This is a genomic window from Actinoplanes sp. NPDC051494, assembly GCF_044454705.1.
GTDB lineage: Bacteria > Actinomycetota > Actinomycetes > Mycobacteriales > Micromonosporaceae > Actinoplanes.
This window is the reverse complement of record NZ_JBITDZ010000003.1, coordinates 211633-229009: the sequence shown is the minus strand read 5'-3', so window position 1 is coordinate 229009 and position 17377 is coordinate 211633. Positions and strand designations below refer to the sequence as shown.

Here is a 17377-nt window from a genome sequence, read left to right as displayed (position 1 = left end):
CAGGGTGTCGGCCGGGCCGGGGCCACCGTCGCGACCGTTCGTCGTTAGCCTTTCGCGAATGGACATCCGTGCCGCCATCGCCGACGAGCGTCGCCGCCTCGCCGACCTGGTCGATTCGCTGCAGCCCGCACAGCTCGACGCGCCCAGTCTGTGCGGTGACTGGACGGTCAAGGAGGTGGCCGGTCACCTGATCGCGGCCTCCGGCGGCTCGGCACCGGGCGCGCCCTCGCCCAGCCGAGCGCTGCTCGGCATGCTGGTCAGGAGCGGCTTCAATCTGCACAAGGCGAACTCCCGGCTCGCCGTGCGGACGGCGGCCCGGCCGGCGGCCGAGCTGGCCCAGCAGTTGCGCGACGGCGCGGACAATCCGTTCGAAGCACCGCTGGTGGGATATCCGGGACAGCTGACCGACCTGCAGGTGCACGGCCAGGACATGCGGCGCCCGCTCGGACTGCCTCATGGTCTGCGGCTCGATCGGCTCAAGGTGTCCCTCGAGTTTCTGACCAGCGGGAAGGCTTTCGGTTTCGCACCGAGGCGGCGGCTGGCCGGGCTGCGTTTCGAGGCTTCTGATCTCAACTGGTTCTCCGGGGTGGGTGAGCTGGTTGCCGGGCCGGCGGAAACCTTGCTGATGGCCATGTGCGGCAGACAAGCGGTACTGACCGAACTGGACGGCCCTGGCGTCCGCGTCCTGCGCAACCGGATCCTCGGCCGCCGCGCCCCCGACGCGGGGTGATGGGCGACACACCGGAAGGCCGCGAAGGGCGCTGGGCCGTGCCAGGGCTGGATCGCCGCGAACACCGCTGGGCGATCTGAGAGCACCACAGCCGCGAGAAGTGCTGGGCTGGGCAGCTTGCTCGTCCGGTGCCGCGGCGAGTGGTGCCGCTCCGCGGTCGGACGTCTCCATTATGCCTCGGGGGATTCGGGCTTTTCGGGCTCTCGGCGGCTGTCGTCGGGTCTTTGACACGAAACGCCGGGGGCCGGGACACGCCCGCGAAAAACTGTCAGTGGGCCGTCCTACGGTCGGCGCATGAATGACACCGGGTTCGCGCCGGAGCAGGATCGGCGCCCGCACACCATGCTGGAGCAGCACCTCGTCGTGGGTGCGCACACCTATCAGATCACCGCGTCCGGGACAGGCGGGGAGAAGGTCAGTCTCTCGCTGTACGGCTGGGGTCCCGAGGGCGCGGTCGTGAGCGAGATGAGCGGCGGGATCTCGTCGCTCGATCTTCCCGCGGTGGCCGAGGCCCTGTCGTCCACGCTGGCGGGGCTGGTCGCCATGCGTTCGCCCGGCAAGGTGGTCAAGGCGAAGGCCGCGGTCGAGCGACCGAAGCGCTATCCGAACCGGGGCACCCGATGGTCCACGGAGGACGACGCGCTCCTGCTGGCCCGCTTCCGGGGCGGCTGCACCGAACGCGCCCTGATGGAGGAGTTCGGCCGCAGCCGGGGCGGCATCCGGGCGCGATTGGAGACGCTCGGCGAGATCGAGCCGGACGCGGGTTCGCCGTTCCGGGGCCGCGACACGGCGGGAGGAGCGGAGACCGCCGAGCCGCCGGATGCGGAGGTGGCCGTCGAGCCCGAGTGACGGCCGGACCGGGGAGGGCGTGGGCGGCCGGCAGTGACGCCCGGCACGGCCCGGGGCCCGGCCTTGATCCGATGATCAAGGCCGGGCCCCGGGGACGGGGTGCGCGGTCACGCGGTCGTGCAGGTGGCTCCGTTGAGGGTGAACGCGCTGGGCGGGGCGGTGTTGCCGGTGTGCGTCGCCTGGAAGCCGATCCCGGTCGACGCGCCGGGGGCGAGCTGGGCGTTGTATGTCGCGTTGGTGGCCTTCACGGCGCCGGCCGACGGGGTGTAGGAGGCGTTCCAGCCGGAGGTGATGGTCTGGCCCTGCGGGAGGGTGAAAGCCAGCGTCCAGCCGCTGATCGGGGTGCTGCCCGTGTTGGTGATGGTGATCGACGAGGTCAGGCCGGTGTTCCAGGCGTTGACGGTGTCACCGACCTTGCACGTCGCCGTGCCCGGGTCAGGCGGCGGGGTGGTCGGTGGCGGGGTGGTGGGCGGTGGGGTCGTCGGTGGCGGGGTGGTGGGCGGCGGGGTCGTCGGCGGTGGGGTGGTCGGCGTCGGCGTGGGGCCGGTGCCGTCCAGTCCGAAGAAGCTGATCGCCAGCTGGGCCTGTCCGGCGAGCGGCAGGGAATGGCCGACACCGGCCACGCTGATCGCCTCGACCGGCGCCTGCACCCCGGACGAGCCATACCGGGTACGCGTCCAGCCCGCTTGCGGCGTGTCCGTCAGCACCGGCGTCTGGCTGACACCGAGAACATCCGTCCACTGCTTGATCTCCTCGGCGAAATTGGGGTACCGCAACGTGTCATCGGTGACGCCATGAAACAGCTGCATACGCGGGCGCGTTCCGGTGTATCCGGGGTAGGCGGCCCGTACGAGATCGCCCCAGGCTTGTGGGGTCTTGGTGATCTGACCTTGGGCGCAGGCACTGTTCCAGCCGGATCCGTCGGTGGTGGCGAAGCAGCCGAACGGGACGCCCATGAACGCGGCGCCCGCCCTGAAGACGTCCGGGTAATCGCCGAGCAGGACGTTCGTCATCATGCCCCCGGACGACGCACCGGTGACGTACGTGCGCGACGGGTCCGTGCCGTAGTGCTGCTGGGCGTAGCGGACCATGGAGACGATGCCGGCCGGGTCGCTGGTGCTGTCGTGGCGCAGCGCGCCCGGGGAGGACACGTCGAAGCAGTTGCCGGAGCGGGTGGCCGACGGGTACACGACGACAAATCCATAGCGGTCGGCGAGCGAGGCGAACTGCGTACCGGAATAGAAGGCCGGACCGGATCCGGTGCAGTAGTGGACCGCCACCAGGAGCGCCGGGTTGGCCGGGCGGTTGTCGGGGACGTAGACGTGCATCTTCAGGCCGGTCGGGTTGGTGCCGAAACCGGTGATCTCCACGAGGGACGCCGCGACGGCCGGTGGGGCCGCGACGAGCACCGCGGCACACAGCGCGGTGGCGGCCGCCGCCGCTCCCAGCAGGGCACGGACGGTTCGCCGGGTCGTCATGCGAGGCTCGCGGTGCAGCCGGAGACCGCCGTCGGCGGGGTTCCCGTGCCCTGGAAACCGAATTCGGTGCTGCCCCCGGCGGCGATGCGGCCGTTGTACGAGACGTTCGCGAACTGGACCGCGCCGGAGGAGCCGGTGGCCTGCGCGTTCCAGGCGTTGGTGAGCGCGGATCCGCTGGGCAGGGTGAGCGCCACCGACCAGGTGCTGACCGCCGAGGCACCCGCGGTGACCTTGACGGTGATGACGAAGCCGCCGGTCCAGGCGTTGGCCGACAGGGCCGCGGAACACGCACCACCGGACGGGGGCGGGGTCGTGACCGGCGGGGTCGTGGGCGGGGTGGTGACCGGCGGCGTGGTGGTCGGGGGGACCGAGGTGCCGGCGCCGTTGAGGGTGTTCAGGGTCGAGGTGTACGCGGCCTTCTTGTTACCGCTGCCGTCGAACAACAACGGGGTGCCGCTCGCCCGCCACGAGTCGGTGTCCCGGATCCCCCACACGGTGATGCCGGCACACTGCGCGACGTTCAGGCAGGCCTGGGTGACCCGGGTGTACGAGTCGGCCTGCGCGGTGCCGGAACCCTCGATGTCCAGCTCGGTGATCTGTACCTCGACGCCGAGCGCGGCGAACCGCTGGAGGTTGGCCTGATAGTCACTGGGGACCGGGGAGGCAGAGTTGAAGTGCGACTGGAAACCCACACAGTCGATCGGGACGCCGCGGGTCTTGAAATCCTGGACCATGGCGTACACCGCGTTGCTCTTCGCGTTCTGGCCGTCGGTGTTGTAGTCGTTGTAACAGAGCTTGGCCGCCGGGTCCGCCGCCCGGGCCGCCCGGAACGCGGCCTCGATCCAGTCGTTGCCGGTCTGCTGCAGATTGGAGTCCCGGCGCGCGCCGGAACCGCCGTCGGCGAACGCCTCGTTCACCACGTCCCAGGCGTAGATCTGGCCACGGTAATGGGTGGCGACCTGGGTGACATGGTTGAGCATCGCCGACCGCAGCGCGGTGCCACTCAGGCTCTGCGCCCAACCCGGCTGCTGCTGATGCCAGGCCAGCGCATGACCCCGGACCCGGGCCCCCTGCGAGACGGCCTGGGCCACGATCCGATCGGCATTCGCGTACGAGAACGTGTTCTGACTGGGCTCGGTGGCGTCCCACTTCATCTCGTTCTCAGGCGTGACCATGGTGAACTCGCGGCTCAGAATGCCGAGGTACGTGGCATCGCTGAGCTTGTACGCGGCGACCGCGGTGCCGAAATAGCGCCCACTGGCAGCGGCCGAGGCGCCGAGCGTGGTCGCCGCGTCGGCGGTGCCGCTGAAGGTGATGGCGGCACCGATGGCGACGGCGCCGGCCGCCACGGTGAGGACGACACCACGCAGCCTGCTGGTGCTGCGCCCGCGTACGCGAGCGAAGTCATGTGTCATTGCCGGTTGCCTTCCGCTGACGGGGAGCTGAGGACGTGACGCAAGCGAGGACGGCCCGGAGGAATCGAGCCATCTCGATACGACACGGTAGCGAAACGCCGCCGAAACTTGAATCGCCGAGATTTCCCCGTAGAGCAGCCCGCAGCACCCGATCAAACGTTGATTTTGAGCGCATCACCGCAGCTCAGAGGAGACCAAGCGGAACGCGCGGAAATTTCGGCCAGCAACCGGAACTTGCGCCATCTGCGACGTCGGGAGCGCTCCCACGACCATCGGGCAACCCACCAGCGGTCACCCCGATGGCTCAGGCGAGCCGGACACAGCGACACGCCTCGGATACTTGAGGATGCGAGGCGTGTCGGTGATGCCGGTGACCTATTGCGAGCTGTTGCCGAGGTCCGGCCCGTTGCCGAATTCGCGTGCCTGCCCGGCCGCGGAATCAAGCTGGCGGTTCCGGCGAATCTGCATGACGGAGGAAAAGATTCCCGTCACAGCGCAAACGACGGCCGCCCACACCCAGGAACCAGGATCCCAATCCTGCGCCACTGCGAAGACGCTGACCATTGCCATCGCAGCCACGGCGATCAACACGCCGATCCATGGCGACTTCGCCACGCCGGTTCCGATTACCATTCGCTATCCCTACATGATCCCGGCTGGGACGAAATTGCACCCGGCGTAAGTGATACCACGGTCGCGCTTATGCGCACCAGGAACCGCGGGCCCGGGACGTCCACTCCATCACGATGCCCTGGTAGTTGAATTTCAGCTCCACACACCGGTCGCGGTTCGCGGCGTCCTTGAACGTGCCGGTGAGCGACGAGCCGGCGATGAGGGCGTTGCGGGCCTTGAAGGCCTTGACCTCGGCGCGGGAGTACCGGACGTAGACGCGCAGGCCGAGCGACACCTTCGGGTCGGCGACCACGGGGAACGTCGCGCCGGTGGTATTGGTCGTCGGGGTCAGCACGTTGCCCGCGAGGGTGTACCTGGTAGACAGATCCTTACTGGTCGCGTCCTTGGCCCACGGGGAGTCGATACGACCGACGGACTGGCCGGCCGCGTCGAGCATCACGTAGCCGCCATCGGGCAGCGCGGTGAGCTGCACACCGGCGGGCAGGGACAGGTTGTACTTCTGCGACGTCCTCGCCGAGCTGTTCCGCAGCACGCTCAGCAACTGCGCGCCGCCGGGAACGCTGCGACCTCGGCGTCGGTCGCGGTGGCGACGTTCTTGAACGTCGTGGCGGTCGGGTCGGACACGGCCGGGGTGACCTGACCCGACTGCACGCTGACACCGACCGTGGCGCCGGCGTACTCGATGGTCGCGCCGGGCCAGGTGGTGTCGAGCCGGGTGACGATCGGGCCGGCCGCCAGGTCCGGCGTGGTGGTGCCGGTGCCATCGGTGTACTTGACCAGCGTCAGGTCGAAGGTGCCGAGCTTGCCGGTCTCCTCGTCGTACGGACGGACAGCGCCGGCGGCGTCGGCCTTGGCCACTGTAGACAGCGGTCGGAGCGCCGGTATCACCGGGAATGGTGATGTCGAGGGGGAATTCGCCGTCACTGTCGGTCTCGTCGGCGATGGTCCGGCATTTCTTCGCGGGTGGCGCGAACTGCAAGATCATCCATATCGCTCACAGCAAAGTCGAATGTTCTTCTAATACGCTTTTTCTTCCCACACATACGACCCGAAAGATTGCGATAATCCGTTCCGCCCACCGATGGCCTCGAACGCCGATTCGCCGCTCCTGGCACCAGGGGCTCATTGCCCGGTTTGGCGGAGAGCAATGCCAAGACCATCGGGCCAGACATCCGCGGAGCCACAGTTCTTCCGCTCCCCGAAGGCCTCCCGAGTCCTTTTTAATCTGTCCGAAGTGAGCAATGCCCCCTCACCGTCATCGCTGACCACTGTCCTGCGGTGTGGGCACACCTGGCGGATCCACGCGATCGGCGCCTGGCTCACCAGCCGGGCCACCACCGGACAGGCCGAGCGCAGCAATCGCGGTCGATGGCAGACACTGCGCGGCTCACGCAGCAGCGGACTGCGATGGCGAATGCGTGAAGTGGGGCAACCACTACCAGGGCGCCGGGATCCGCTACGGGCACAGCGATAAGACCGCGACCGTACGGACCCACCTCGCCGTCGTCCGCAACGCCTTCCCGCCGATGGAACGGACAAGGCAGCCGGCATGCCGATCACGACGCGTGGAAGGATTCCGGAGTGCGGGACGGCTGGGCGCACGAAGCGCGCCGAACGGCCGCTCCTGGCCGGCGCGCGCGGTCATGGAGTGCCCCAGCTGGCAACCGGCATCGCTGAGCAGGTAGCCGGGCTGCTCTGGAAACCCAACTGAGACGAAAACTAAGACGGAACGGGCCGCCGGGTGACCGGGTGGCCCGTTCCGGTCCTGGTCAAAGGGTGGGCGCGGTAGGTTTCGAACCTACGACCCCTCGCTTGTAAGGCGAGTGCTCTCCCACTGAGCTACGCGCCCGGCTCCAGCGTGCCGGAGTGGCCATCCTACCCTGCGGGCCGGAGCCTTCTCCGCACCGGAGGTCAGAAGATCAGGTCCTGGAAGAGGTCTCGCCAGGTCTTCTGGTCGCGGGGTTCGCCGGCCGCCTGCATCTGGGCGAAGCGGACGAGCCCCTCGCGGTCGATGATGAAGGTGCCGCGGTTGGCGAAGCCGGCCTGGTCGTTGAAGACGCCGTAGGACCGGGCCACCTCGCCGTGGGGCCAGAAGTCGGCGAGCATCGGGAAGGTGAATCCTTCCCTGTCGGCCCAGATCTTGTGGCTGTAGACCGAGTCGACGCTGACCGTCAGCACTTGGATGTAGTCGTTGGAGTACTCGGAGTAGTGCTCTTGGATTTCCGCCAGTTCCCCCTGGCACGTGCCGGTGAAGGCCAGCGGGTAGAACACCAGCAGGACCGCTTTGCGGCCGCGGAAGTCGGCGAGCGTCACCTCCTGGTTGTTCTGGTCCTTCAGTGTGAAGTCCGGGGCCTGAGAGCCTACGTCGATCACCATGGGACCACGATATCCGGACAACACGAAGCGCCGCGCGGCGGCGAGGGCCGCGCGGCGTTCGCCGTCCTGCCACGGGAGAGAGTGACGGGGCGGCGGGGGTACGCCTGCGGTCTTACTTCTTCTTGGCTCCGCGGGACGACACCAGCCGGGCTGCGGTCCAGTCCTTGCCGGCGTTCACCGTGGAGGTCTGCTGGAGACCGGCCGTCGGCGCGTTCTCGCTGACCTCACTGGGTTCGACATGGCCGTCGCGGCCTGCCTTGGGGGTCAGGAGCCACACCACGCCGCTGTCCGCGAGCGGGCTCAAGGCGTCGGTGAGTATTTCGAATAGGTCACCGTCGCCGTCGCGGTACCAGAGGAGTACCGCGTCGACCACCTCGTCGGTGTCCTCGTCGACCAACTCGCCCACGCGTTCGGTCAGGGCGTCACGGAGATCTTCGTCCACGTCATCGTCGTAGCCCATCTCCATGACCACCATGGTCGGCTCGAAGCCGAACCGGTCCGCCAGGCTGCGTACGCCGTCGGCCTGACCAGCGGTCGCGCTCACTGTCGAATTCCTCCTTGCTGTTCACGACTGTTGTGTGGGGGTAGTCCACACATTCAGGGGCCCGGGCGCAAGTGGCGCACCGAGTGTGTGGCAATTTACCGCGTCAACAGGGCATGGGCACCCTGTGTGATGGCATCTTCCCCGATCAGGACCTCTTGTGCTGCCGGACCGAGCGGAACGGGTGAGTCCGCGGAGGCGATCCGGCGGGCCGCGCCCACGAAGCCACCGTCCACCAATGCCGCCAGAATTCCCTCCCCCACCCCGCCGGAGCGCCGGGTCTCGTCCACGATCAGGACCCGGCCGGTCGCGGAGGCCTCACGTACGAGGTCCGCGGCCGGGAGCGGGCTGAGCCAGCGCAGATCCACCACCCGGGAACCGTACCCGTCCGCGGCGAGTTGGGCTGCGACGCGTAGGGACATCCGGACCCCGTTGCCGAAGGTCAGGATGGTCAGGTCCTCGGCGGAACCGACCGGATAGGTCCGCGCGCGGCCGATCGGGATGTGCGCGGTGGACCACTCCCCCGGCGCAGCGTAGGGGGCGAGCCACTCGTTGTCACCTTGCTGGAACAGGTCACGGGTGTGGTAGAGCGCGATCGGCTCCAGGAACACGCTGACCGCGCCGTCGACGGCCGCGGCGGCCAGGCAGGAGCGCAGCAGCGGGGCGGCGTCGGCCGGGCGGGACGGGACGGCCAGGACCAGCCCGGGGATGTCGCGGAGCACGGCGACCGAATTGTCGTTGTGGAAGTGGCCGCCGAAATTCTGCTGGTAGGCGAGCCCGGCGACCCGGACGACCATCGGGTTGCGGAACGCGCCCTTCGAGAAGAACGCCATCGTGGCCGCCTCGCCGCGGAGCTGGTCCTCGGCGTTGTGCAGGTACGCCAGGTACTGGATCTCCGGGATCGGCAGCATCCCGGCGAGGCCGGCGCCCAGGCCGAGGCCGAGGATCGACGTCTCGTCGAGCAGGGTGTCGAAGACCCGGCCGGCACCGAAGCGGTCGCGCAGGTTCTTGGTGACCCCGTAGACGCCGCCCTTGACCGCGACGTCCTCGCCGAACAGCACCGCGCCGGGCTGGGTGAGCATGGCGTCGGTGAGCGTGGCGTTGATCGTCTGGGCCAGGGTCAGCGGACCGGCCCGCTCGGGGAGCTTGCCGCCGAACGCCTGGGAGCGGGCGGCCGAGCCGGCGCCGGCCGCCCGGGTGGCCGCGTCGGTGAGGTGCCGGGAGACGCGCAACGGCCGCCGGGTGACCAGGGGTGCGGCGATCTGCGCGGCGGTGGTCAGTTTCGGCTCGCCGAGCACCTCCTCGGCGATCTTGCGGACCTGCCAGCCGAGTTCGTCGTACCTCGTGATCAGGTCGTCGGGGGTGGCGAAGCCCTCCTCGATCAGGAGCCGGGCGGTCCGGATCAGGGGATCGCGGTCCAGGTCGCGGGACAGCTCGTCCGCCGATCGGTACGCGATCTCGGCATCCGCCCCGGCATGGCCCATCAGCCGGATCATGGACAGGTGCAGCACCGCGGGCCGGCGTTGCTCGCGTACCCAGGCGACGGCCTCCACGGCGGCGGCGTGGGCGGCCGCCAGGTCGGTGCCATCGGCGGCGAAATAGCGCAGGCCGGGCCGGGACCGCAACGACTCGGCCACCCAGCCCCGCGGCGACGGGACGCTGATGCCGTAACCGTTGTCCTCGCAGACGAGCAGCAGCGGCAGGTGGCGCCCGGAGTGGTCGTACCAGCCGGCGGTGTTGAACGCGGCCGTGGCGGTGGCGTGGTTGATCGAGGAGTCCCCGAACGAGGCGACGACGAGGGCGTCCTCGGGCCACGGGGTGTCGACCCCTTTGAGGCCCGGGACCGCGCTCATCGCGTACGCGATCCCGACAGCTCGCGGCAGGTGCGAAGCGATGGTGGACGTCGTGGGGATGATCTGCAGATCGGCCCGTCCGAAGACCTTGTGGCGTCCGCCGGCGATCGGCTCCTCGGCGGACGCGACGATGCCGCGCAGCACGTCGCGGGCGGCGTCGACCAGCGGATCGGCGTCCTCCTCGAACGGCGGGGCGGCCTGGACCGCGCGGACACAGTAGAACGCGCCGGAGCGGTAGTGCAGCAGGGCCGGATCGTCCGGGCGCAGGGCGGCCGCGACCGCCGCGTTGCCCTCGTGGCCGGCGGATCCGATGGTGTAGAAGCCTTCGTTGAAACTGCGCAGCCAGCGGGCCGCGAGATCGAGGTGACGACTGGTGAGCTGGGCGTCGAAGAGCTCCCGGGCCCGGTCGCCGGTGAGCGCCGAACCCTCGTGGACCGGTTCGCCGGGCGCGCGGCGCGGGTCCCGCGGCTGGAGGGCCGAGACCGCGTCGCGGAAACGCTCGTCGAGGTGCTGGGGGGTGGTCACCGATCCAGCATTGCCGACCTTGGCCAGGCCCGCCACCGCGCGGTTGCGGGGGCGGCCTTCCCGGGGACGGACCTCTGCATGGAAGACTTCCCGGTCATGGACACCACCGTGATCACCGTGCGGACCGGCAACAAGCCGGTCGTGCGGGACATCACAACCGAGGCCGAGCAGTTCGTCCGGGGTCGCGGCGACGGGTTGCTGCACGTCTTCGTCCCGCACGCGACCGCCGGGATCGCGATCATCGAGACCGGTGCCGGTTCCGACGAGGACCTGCTCACGGCCATCGACGAGCTGCTGCCGACCCAGGACAAGTGGCGGCACCGGCACGGATCACGCGGTCACGGCCGCGATCACGTGCTACCGGCCTGGATCCCGCCGTACGCGACGCTGCCCGTGATCGGCGGCAGCATCGCGCTGGGTACCTGGCAGTCCGTCTGCCTCGTTGACACCAACGGTGACAACCCGGAACGGCACGTGCGGTTCAGTTTTCTCCCCGGTTAACCGTTAGTTACCCCCGAGTACGTGTGTCACTCGTCGCGCAGCCGGACGGTAGGCGTGACGACAGCCACGGTGAGGGGGCAGGATGGAACCATTGCCGTGCGGCTCACACAATGGGCGTACGGTCCGACACCGACCTAGAGGAATGCCTGTGGCCACGGAACGCAAGCGCCCGGTGATCAGTGACGGCCTGCCGAGCCAGCTTCCGGACATCGACCCCCAGGAAACAAGTGAGTGGGTCGAGTCGCTCGACGGAGTCATCGACGAGGGTGGGGCGAAGAGAGCCCGATACGTCATGCTGCGCCTGCTCGAACGGGCGCGCGAGCGACAGGTCGGTGTCCCGCCCCTGACCTCGACGGACTACATCAACACGATCCCGCCGGAGCAGGAACCCTGGTTCCCGGGTGACGAGATGGTGGAACGGCGGATCCGGGCGTACATCCGGTGGAACGCCGCCATGCTGGTGCACCGCGCGCAGCGCCCGCAGATCGGCGTCGGCGGGCACATCTCGACGTACGCGTCGAGCGCCAGCCTGTACGAGGTCGGCATGAACCACTTCTTCCGGGGCAAGGACCACCCCGGCGGCGGCGACCACATCTTCTTCCAGGGTCACGCGTCCCCCGGCATGTACGCCCGGGCGTACCTCGAGGGCCGGCTGAGCGAGCACGATCTGGACGGTTTCCGTCAGGAGCTGTCGCACCCGGGTGGCGGTCTGCCGTCCTACCCGCACCCGCGGCTGATGCCGAACTTCTGGGAGTTCCCGACGGTCAGCATGGGCATCGGCCCGCTGAACGCGATCTACCAGGCCCGGTTCAACCGTTACCTGCACAACCGCGGCGTCAAGGACACCTCGGACCAGAACGTCTGGGCGTTCCTCGGCGACGGCGAGATGGACGAGGTCGAGTCGCTGGGCGCGATCGGCCTGGCCGCCCGCGAGGAGCTCGACAACCTGACCTTCGTCATCAACTGCAACCTGCAGCGCCTCGACGGGCCGGTGCGCGGTAACGGCAAGGTCATCCAGGAGCTCGAGTCGTTCTTCCGCGGTGCCGGCTGGAACGTCATCAAGGTCGTCTGGGGCCGGGAGTGGGACCCGCTGCTCGCCAAGGACACCGACGGCGCGCTGGTCAACCTCATGAACGTCACGCCGGACGGCGACTTCCAGACGTACAAGGGCGAGTCCGGCGCGTACGTCCGGGAGAACTTCTTCGGTCGTGACCCGCGGACCCGCAAGCTGGTCGACGGCATGAGCGACGACGAGGTCTGGGGTCTCAAGCGGGGCGGCCACGACTACCGCAAGCTCTACGCGGCCTACAAGGCGGCGAGCGAGCACACCGGGCAGCCGACGGTGATCCTGGCGCACACCATCAAGGGCTGGACGCTGGGCTCGCACTTCGAGGCCCGCAACGCCACGCACCAGATGAAGAAGCTGACGCTGGACGACCTCAAGGGCTTCCGCGACCGGCTGTACCTGGACATCAGCGACAAACAGCTCGAGGACAACCCGTACCTCCCGCCGTACTTCCACCCCGGTGAGAAGTCCGACGAGATGCAGTACATGCTCGAGCGGCGCCGTGAGCTGGGCGGTTTCGTGCCGACCCGGCGCACCAAGGCCAAGTCGCTGGCGATCCCCGAGTCGAAGACGTTCGGTGACGTCAAGCGCGGCTCCGGCAAGCAGAAGATCGCCACCACCATGGCGTTCGTCCGGCTGCTCAAGGACCTCATGCGGGACAAGGAGTTCGGGGCCCGCTGGGTGCCGATCATCCCGGACGAGGCCCGTACGTTCGGCATGGACTCGCTGTTCCCGACGAAGAAGATCTACTCGCCGCACGGCCAGACCTACACCTCGGTCGACCGTGAGCTCTTCCTGTCGTACAAGGAAGCGACCACCGGGCAGATCCTGCACGAGGGCATCAACGAGGCCGGGTCCACCGCCAGCTTCATCGCGGCCGGCACCGCGTACGCCACGCACGACGAGCCGATGATCCCGCTGTACATCTTCTACTCGATGTTCGGGTTCCAGCGCACCGCCGACGAGCTGTGGGCGGCCGGCGACCAGATGGCCCGGGGGTTCCTGCTCGGCGCGACCGCGGGGCGCACCACGCTCAACGGTGAGGGCCTGCAGCACGAGGACGGTCACTCGCTGCTGCTGGCCGCGACCAACCCCGCGGTGGTCGCCTACGACCCGGCGTACGCGTTCGAGATCGCGCACATCGTGGAGAACGGCCTGCACCGCATGTACGGCGCGGAGCAGGAGAACCTGTTCTACTACCTGACGGTCTACAACGAGCCGATCCTGCAGCCCGCCGAGCCGGCCGACGTCGACGTGGAGGGCCTGCTCAAGGGCATCTACCGGTACGCCGCCGCACCGGAGACCACCGGGCCGAAGGCACAGATCCTCGCGTCCGGCACCGGCATGGGGTGGGCGCTCAAGGCCCAGGAGCTGCTCGCTCAGGACTGGGGTGTCGGCGCCGATGTGTGGTCGGTGACCTCCTGGACCGAGCTGCGCCGCGACGCGGTGGAGACCGAGGAGCACAACCTGCTCAACCCGGGTGAGCCGGGGCGCAAGCCGTACATCCAGACCAAGCTCGAGGGCACCGAGGGTCCGGTGGTCGCGGTCAGCGACTGGATGCGGGCCGTTCCCGACCTGATCAGCCGCTGGATCCCGAACGACTACACGTCGCTGGGCACGGATGGCTACGGTATGAGTGACACCCGGCACGCCCTGCGCCGCCACTTCCACGTGGACGCGGAGTCGGTGACGGTGGCGACGCTGCGTCAGCTCGCGCTGCGCGGCAAGGTTCCGGCGCACGTCCCGGCCGAGGCCGCCAAGAAGTACGCGATCGACGACGTCAACGCCGCGCCGGTGGGCGAGACCGGCGGCGACAGCTGAGGTTTTTCGACTGAGGGATGTGCCCGGGAATGTCCGGGTACATCCCTCAGCTTTTGCCCGGTCCGGACGAATAGTCCGGCATGGTGCGTGCTCAGATCAGTCACAAGCTCATGGCCCTCGGTCTGGGCAGTGTGCTCAGTACGGCGGCAGTACTCGTCGGTGTCGGCGCCTGGCAGAGCCAGTCGTTCGCCGACCGGACCGAGTCGCAGGTCAGCCAGTTGACCACCGACGACCTGAACCGCACCTCCGACGAGATCAGCCGGCTGGTCAGCTCGGTCGGTGACGAGGTCCAGTCCGGCGTCAACCGGCAGATGAAGACCGCCGAGGCGGTGCTCAAGGTCAACGGTGGGGCCGCGCTGCAGGGCAAGACCGCCAAGTGGACCGCGACCAACCAGGTCAGCCAGGCGAAGACCACGGTGACGCTGCCCCGGATGGCCGTGGGCGGTGACTGGCTGGGACAGAACACCGACCTGGAGACGCCCACCGCGTTCGTCGACGACACCGCCGACCTGACCGGGCTCTCGGTCACCGTCTTCCAGCGGATGAACGCCAACGGCGACCTGCTGCGGGTGGCCACGAACATCAAGTCGGCGACCGGTTCCCGGGCGATCGGCACGTACATCCCGGCGGCCAACGCCGACGGCTCCGCCAACGCGGTCGCCGCCGCCATCAAGGGCGGCAAGGAGTACCGCGGCGTGGCGAGCGTCGTCGGCAACTGGTTCATCACCGCGTACGACCCGATCAAGAACAGCGACGGCGACGTGATCGGCGCCCTGTTCGTCGGCACCCCGCAGACCACCGCGCTGAGCAACCTGACCGAGGCCATCGCGGGCAGCCAGATCCGCGAGAACGGCTCGGTCGTCGTCTACAGCACGAACTCCGCCGACAAGGGCCGGATCATCGCGTCCAGCATGGCCGACCCGGCCACCGACACCCAGATCGACGCCACCGACGCCAAGGGCGTGAAGTACGTCGAGCAGATCGTCACCGAGGCACCGAAGCTCACCGACGGCACCACGTTCCGGACCACGTACCAGCTGCCCGGAGCCGGCGGCGCCGCGGCCGGGGCGACCACCACCACGGTGTCGTTCTACAAGCCGTACTCCTGGGCGATCGCGGTCAACGGCTACGACGCCGACGCGAGTGGTGCCGCCACCGCGGTGCGCGACGGCCGCCGCGACATGCTCATCGCGTTCGGGATCGCCGCCCTGCTGATGGCCCTGGCCGGTGGCGTGCTGGCCGCCTGGCAGGCCCGCCGCATCTCCAAGCGGCTGGGCGGGCTGACCGCGTCGCTGACCAGGCTGGCCAAGCGGGACCTGACGGTCCGCAGCACCGAGACCGGTGGCGACGAGATCGGGCAGGCCGGGGAGGCGCTCAACACCGCCGTGGCCGAGCTGCGCGAGGTCATCGTCGAGGTCACCGGCGCCTCCCACGAGGTGTCGAAGTCGGCCGGGCAGGTCGCCACGACCGGTGCCGAACTGACCCAGTCCGCCGAGTCCGCGTCCGAGCGGGCCGGATCGGCCAGCCGGGCCGCCGACGACATCTCCGCCGTGGTGCAGACGGTCGCCGCCGGCGCCGAGGAGATGGGCGCCTCGATCAGCGAGATCTCCAGCAACGCGCAGGACGCGGCGCGGGCCGGCCGCGACGGCGTGGGCCTGACCGCCACCGCCTCCGGGGTCATCGACGAGCTGCGGGTCTCCACCGGCAAGATCGCCGACGTGGTGCGGCTGATCGCCAGCATCGCCGAGCAGACGAACCTGCTGGCGCTGAACGCGACGATCGAGGCGGCCCGGGCGGGCGACGCCGGCAAGGGCTTCGCGGTGGTCGCGGGCGAGGTCAAGGACCTGGCCCAGGAGACCGCCAAGGCGACCGAGGACGTCACCGCCCGGGTGTCGGCCATCGAGTCGGACACCGCCAAGGCGGTCGAGGCGATCACCGCGATCACCGCGACGATCGGCCAGGTCAACGATTACCAGACGGCGATCGCGGCCGCGGTCGAGGAGCAGGCCGCGACGACCGCCGAGATGTCCCGCAACATCACCGAGGTCTCGACCGGCAGCCAGGACATCGCGCAGGGTATCGGCGCGGTCAGCGGGGCGGTGGACAGCACGCGCAGCGCGGTGGCGGTGTCGCACCAGGCCGCGGACGAGCTCAACAACACCGCTCAGCGCCTGACCGTGCTGGTCGGCCGGTTCACCGTCTGATCAGTGCGGCCAGCTTGTCGAACTGCTGGTTGGTGCCCTGCACCATGAAGCCCTGAATCTCGTCGGTCGTCCAGCCGGCGAAATGGTTGGTCAGCTCGGTGCGGCCGTCGCCCAGATCCTTGAGGGTGACGGTCGCACCGCCGCCTCCGATGCCACGCTGGCCCTCCCACTCGTACCCGAGGGTCCCGACCGGCTCCACCACGGTGAACCGCATGTCGGACGGGAACTCCGACCCGTCGCCGCTGACCATGGTGAGCCGGAAGACGCCGCCGGGGCGCACGTCCATCTCGACGCTCTCGCGCGGCGTGCTCATGCCGGCCGGACCCCACCAGGCGGCGACCTGATCGGGCTCGGTCAGCGCGGCCCAGACCAGCTCCCGGGGCGCGTCGAAGATCCGTACGATGTCGAGCTCTCTGAATTCCATCAGGTGTCGCCTTTCATCAGCTGTCTGAGGTGGGCGTCGAGCTTGTCGTAGCTCGACTCCCAGAAACGCCGGTAGCGGTTGACCCAGTCCGAGGCCTCGTGCAGGCCCGCGGCCTCGAGCCGGCACGGGCGCCACTGGGCGTCCCGGCCGCGGGAGATCAGCCCGGCGCGTTCCAGCACCTTGAGGTGTTTGGAGACCGCGGGCAGGCTCATCGCGAACGGTGCGGCCAGCTCGTTGACCGTGGCCTCCCCGTCCGCGAGCCGGGCGAGGATCGCGCGGCGCGTCGGGTCGGCGAGCGAGGCGAAGATGAGGCTGAGCTGGTCGTCGGCCACCAGGTCAGGCCGGCACGTACGTGCTGACCTCGACACCGGTCTTCGTGGTCCAGGTCTTCGTCAGGCTCAGCGCGACCTTGGTGCCGTCGTGCCAGAGCTTGCGGCCCTCGCCCACCACGACCGGGAAGACCATGATGCGGTACTCGTCGATCAGGTTGTGCCGGGTCAGGTAGTTGACCAGATCGGCGCTGCCGTTGATCAGCAGGCTCTCCGACCCGGCCCGGAGCGCGGCGACCGCGTCGGACACCTCGCCGGTCAGGAACGCGGCGTTCCACTCGGGCTCGGTCAGCGACGTGGTGGCGACGTGCTTCGGCATCGCGTTCATCTTCTTGCCGAAATGCCCGGTCGCTTCCTCCATGCCGGGCCAGGCGGCCTTGAAGCCCTCGTACGTCTTTCGGCCGAGCAGCAGCGCGTCGGCCTCCGTCAGATTCGCGTCCTGCCAGGCACCGAGCTCGTCGTTGAAGTAGGGGCCGCTCCAGCTCGGCTCCTCGAAAACCCCGTCGAGCGTCACGTACTCCACCGCGATGATCTTGCCCATGTCTCCGGCCTCCATACTTAACTTCTGGGTTAATTAGCTAGTTGGTAAATTACACAGGTCACGGCCGCATGGTCAAGGAGGCTCGGTATAA

16 protein-coding genes and 1 tRNA gene are annotated in these 17377 nt (G+C 69.0%); 6 read left to right on the top strand and 11 right to left on the bottom strand.

What is annotated here, in order from left to right; translation table 11 throughout:
- Positions 1-58: 58 nt before the first annotated feature.
- A complete protein-coding gene (locus tag ACIA6A_RS13570; protein WP_396097871.1) occupies positions 59-730 on the top strand; it encodes a maleylpyruvate isomerase family mycothiol-dependent enzyme in 672 nt (223 codons plus the stop codon).
- 294 nt (positions 731-1024) lie between these two features.
- Complete coding sequence (locus ACIA6A_RS13565; protein ID WP_396097870.1) at positions 1025-1579, top strand: hypothetical protein; 555 nt, start codon at positions 1025-1027, stop codon at positions 1577-1579.
- Positions 1580-1686: 107 nt separating this feature from the next.
- On the opposite strand, the gene ACIA6A_RS13560 is transcribed toward ACIA6A_RS13565, so the two are convergent.
- Both ACIA6A_RS13560 and ACIA6A_RS13555 read right to left on the bottom strand, forming a co-directional pair.
- Positions 1687-3057, bottom strand: coding sequence for a PHB depolymerase family esterase (locus tag ACIA6A_RS13560; protein WP_396097868.1), 1371 nt, complete (start codon positions 3055-3057; stop codon positions 1687-1689).
- Positions 3054-4472 (bottom strand): endo-1,4-beta-xylanase, encoded by a 1419-nt coding sequence (locus tag ACIA6A_RS13555; protein WP_396097867.1) that lies wholly within the window; start codon positions 4470-4472, stop codon positions 3054-3056. Before ACIA6A_RS13555 ends, ACIA6A_RS13560 begins: the two co-directional genes overlap by 4 nt.
- Before the next feature lie 355 nt (positions 4473-4827).
- Here ACIA6A_RS13555 and ACIA6A_RS13550 point away from each other — a divergent pair, with 355 nt between their 5' ends.
- On the top strand, positions 4828-5154 hold the full coding sequence (locus tag ACIA6A_RS13550; RefSeq protein ID WP_396097866.1) for a hypothetical protein: 327 nt from the start codon (positions 4828-4830) through the stop codon (positions 5152-5154).
- An 18-nt stretch (positions 5155-5172) separates the two neighbouring features.
- On the opposite strand, the gene ACIA6A_RS13545 is transcribed toward ACIA6A_RS13550, so the two are convergent.
- The 6 genes from ACIA6A_RS13545 to ACIA6A_RS13520 all read right to left on the bottom strand — a co-directional run bounded on the left by ACIA6A_RS13545 (position 5173) and on the right by ACIA6A_RS13520 (position 10427).
- Positions 5173-5637: a hypothetical protein gene (locus ACIA6A_RS13545; protein WP_396097865.1), complete on the bottom strand. Its 465-nt coding sequence runs from the start codon at positions 5635-5637 to the stop codon at positions 5173-5175.
- A gap of 2 nt (positions 5638-5639) precedes the next feature.
- On the bottom strand, positions 5640-5963 hold the full coding sequence (locus ACIA6A_RS13540) for a hypothetical protein (RefSeq protein WP_396097864.1): 324 nt from the start codon (positions 5961-5963) through the stop codon (positions 5640-5642).
- 919 nt (positions 5964-6882) lie between these two features.
- Positions 6883-6954 (bottom strand) — tRNA-Val (locus tag ACIA6A_RS13535).
- A gap of 62 nt (positions 6955-7016) precedes the next feature.
- Positions 7017-7481, bottom strand: a complete 465-nt coding sequence (locus ACIA6A_RS13530) for a peroxiredoxin (protein ID WP_396097862.1) — start codon at positions 7479-7481, stop codon at positions 7017-7019.
- A 112-nt stretch (positions 7482-7593) separates the two neighbouring features.
- Positions 7594-8025: a DUF3052 domain-containing protein gene (locus tag ACIA6A_RS13525; protein ID WP_396097861.1), complete on the bottom strand. Its 432-nt coding sequence runs from the start codon at positions 8023-8025 to the stop codon at positions 7594-7596.
- A 95-nt stretch (positions 8026-8120) separates the two neighbouring features.
- A complete protein-coding gene (locus ACIA6A_RS13520) occupies positions 8121-10427 on the bottom strand; it encodes a thiamine pyrophosphate-dependent enzyme (protein WP_396098537.1) in 2307 nt (768 codons plus the stop codon).
- Between the two features lie 69 nt (positions 10428-10496).
- Here ACIA6A_RS13520 and ACIA6A_RS13515 point away from each other — a divergent pair, with 69 nt between their 5' ends.
- The 3 genes from ACIA6A_RS13515 to ACIA6A_RS13505 all read left to right on the top strand — a co-directional run bounded on the left by ACIA6A_RS13515 (position 10497) and on the right by ACIA6A_RS13505 (position 15992).
- Positions 10497-10901 carry a YjbQ family protein gene (locus tag ACIA6A_RS13515; RefSeq protein WP_396098536.1) on the top strand — a complete coding sequence of 135 codons (405 nt, stop codon included), beginning with the start codon at positions 10497-10499 and terminating at the stop codon, positions 10899-10901.
- A gap of 148 nt (positions 10902-11049) precedes the next feature.
- A complete protein-coding gene (aceE, locus tag ACIA6A_RS13510; RefSeq protein ID WP_396097860.1) occupies positions 11050-13788 on the top strand; it encodes a pyruvate dehydrogenase (acetyl-transferring), homodimeric type in 2739 nt (912 codons plus the stop codon).
- 80 nt (positions 13789-13868) lie between these two features.
- A complete protein-coding gene (locus tag ACIA6A_RS13505; protein ID WP_396097859.1) occupies positions 13869-15992 on the top strand; it encodes a methyl-accepting chemotaxis protein in 2124 nt (707 codons plus the stop codon).
- On the opposite strand, the gene ACIA6A_RS13500 is transcribed toward ACIA6A_RS13505, so the two are convergent.
- From ACIA6A_RS13500 to ACIA6A_RS13490, 3 genes are read right to left on the bottom strand one after another with little or no spacing between them, the layout of a single operon-like run.
- On the bottom strand, positions 15982-16416 hold the full coding sequence (locus ACIA6A_RS13500) for an SRPBCC domain-containing protein (RefSeq protein WP_396097858.1): 435 nt from the start codon (positions 16414-16416) through the stop codon (positions 15982-15984). The genes ACIA6A_RS13505 and ACIA6A_RS13500 overlap by 11 nt on opposite strands.
- Complete coding sequence (locus ACIA6A_RS13495) at positions 16416-16748, bottom strand: ArsR/SmtB family transcription factor (RefSeq protein ID WP_396097857.1); 333 nt, start codon at positions 16746-16748, stop codon at positions 16416-16418. The genes ACIA6A_RS13500 and ACIA6A_RS13495 overlap by 1 nt, the downstream gene beginning before the upstream one ends.
- 4 nt (positions 16749-16752) lie before the next feature.
- Entirely contained in the window at positions 16753-17301 is a 549-nt protein-coding gene (locus ACIA6A_RS13490) for a dihydrofolate reductase family protein (RefSeq protein WP_396097856.1), read from the bottom strand.
- Between the last annotated feature and the right edge of the window lie 76 nt (positions 17302-17377).

Coding starts and splice junctions, on each gene's coding strand:
- ACIA6A_RS13565 (WP_396097870.1), top strand. CDS start 1,025: ATGAATGACACCGGGTTCGCGCCGGAGCAGGATCGGCGCCCGCACACC.
- ACIA6A_RS13560 (WP_396097868.1), bottom strand. CDS start 3,057: ATGACGACCCGGCGAACCGTCCGTGCCCTGCTGGGAGCGGCGGCGGCC.
- ACIA6A_RS13515 (WP_396098536.1), top strand. CDS start 10,497: ATGGACACCACCGTGATCACCGTGCGGACCGGCAACAAGCCGGTCGTG.
- ACIA6A_RS13490 (WP_396097856.1), bottom strand. CDS start 17,301: ATGGAGGCCGGAGACATGGGCAAGATCATCGCGGTGGAGTACGTGACG.
- ACIA6A_RS13555 (WP_396097867.1), bottom strand. CDS start 4,472: ATGACACATGACTTCGCTCGCGTACGCGGGCGCAGCACCAGCAGGCTG.
- ACIA6A_RS13570 (WP_396097871.1), top strand. CDS start 59: ATGGACATCCGTGCCGCCATCGCCGACGAGCGTCGCCGCCTCGCCGAC.
- ACIA6A_RS13500 (WP_396097858.1), bottom strand. CDS start 16,416: ATGGAATTCAGAGAGCTCGACATCGTACGGATCTTCGACGCGCCCCGG.
- ACIA6A_RS13530 (WP_396097862.1), bottom strand. CDS start 7,481: ATGGTGATCGACGTAGGCTCTCAGGCCCCGGACTTCACACTGAAGGAC.
- ACIA6A_RS13505 (WP_396097859.1), top strand. CDS start 13,869: ATGGTGCGTGCTCAGATCAGTCACAAGCTCATGGCCCTCGGTCTGGGC.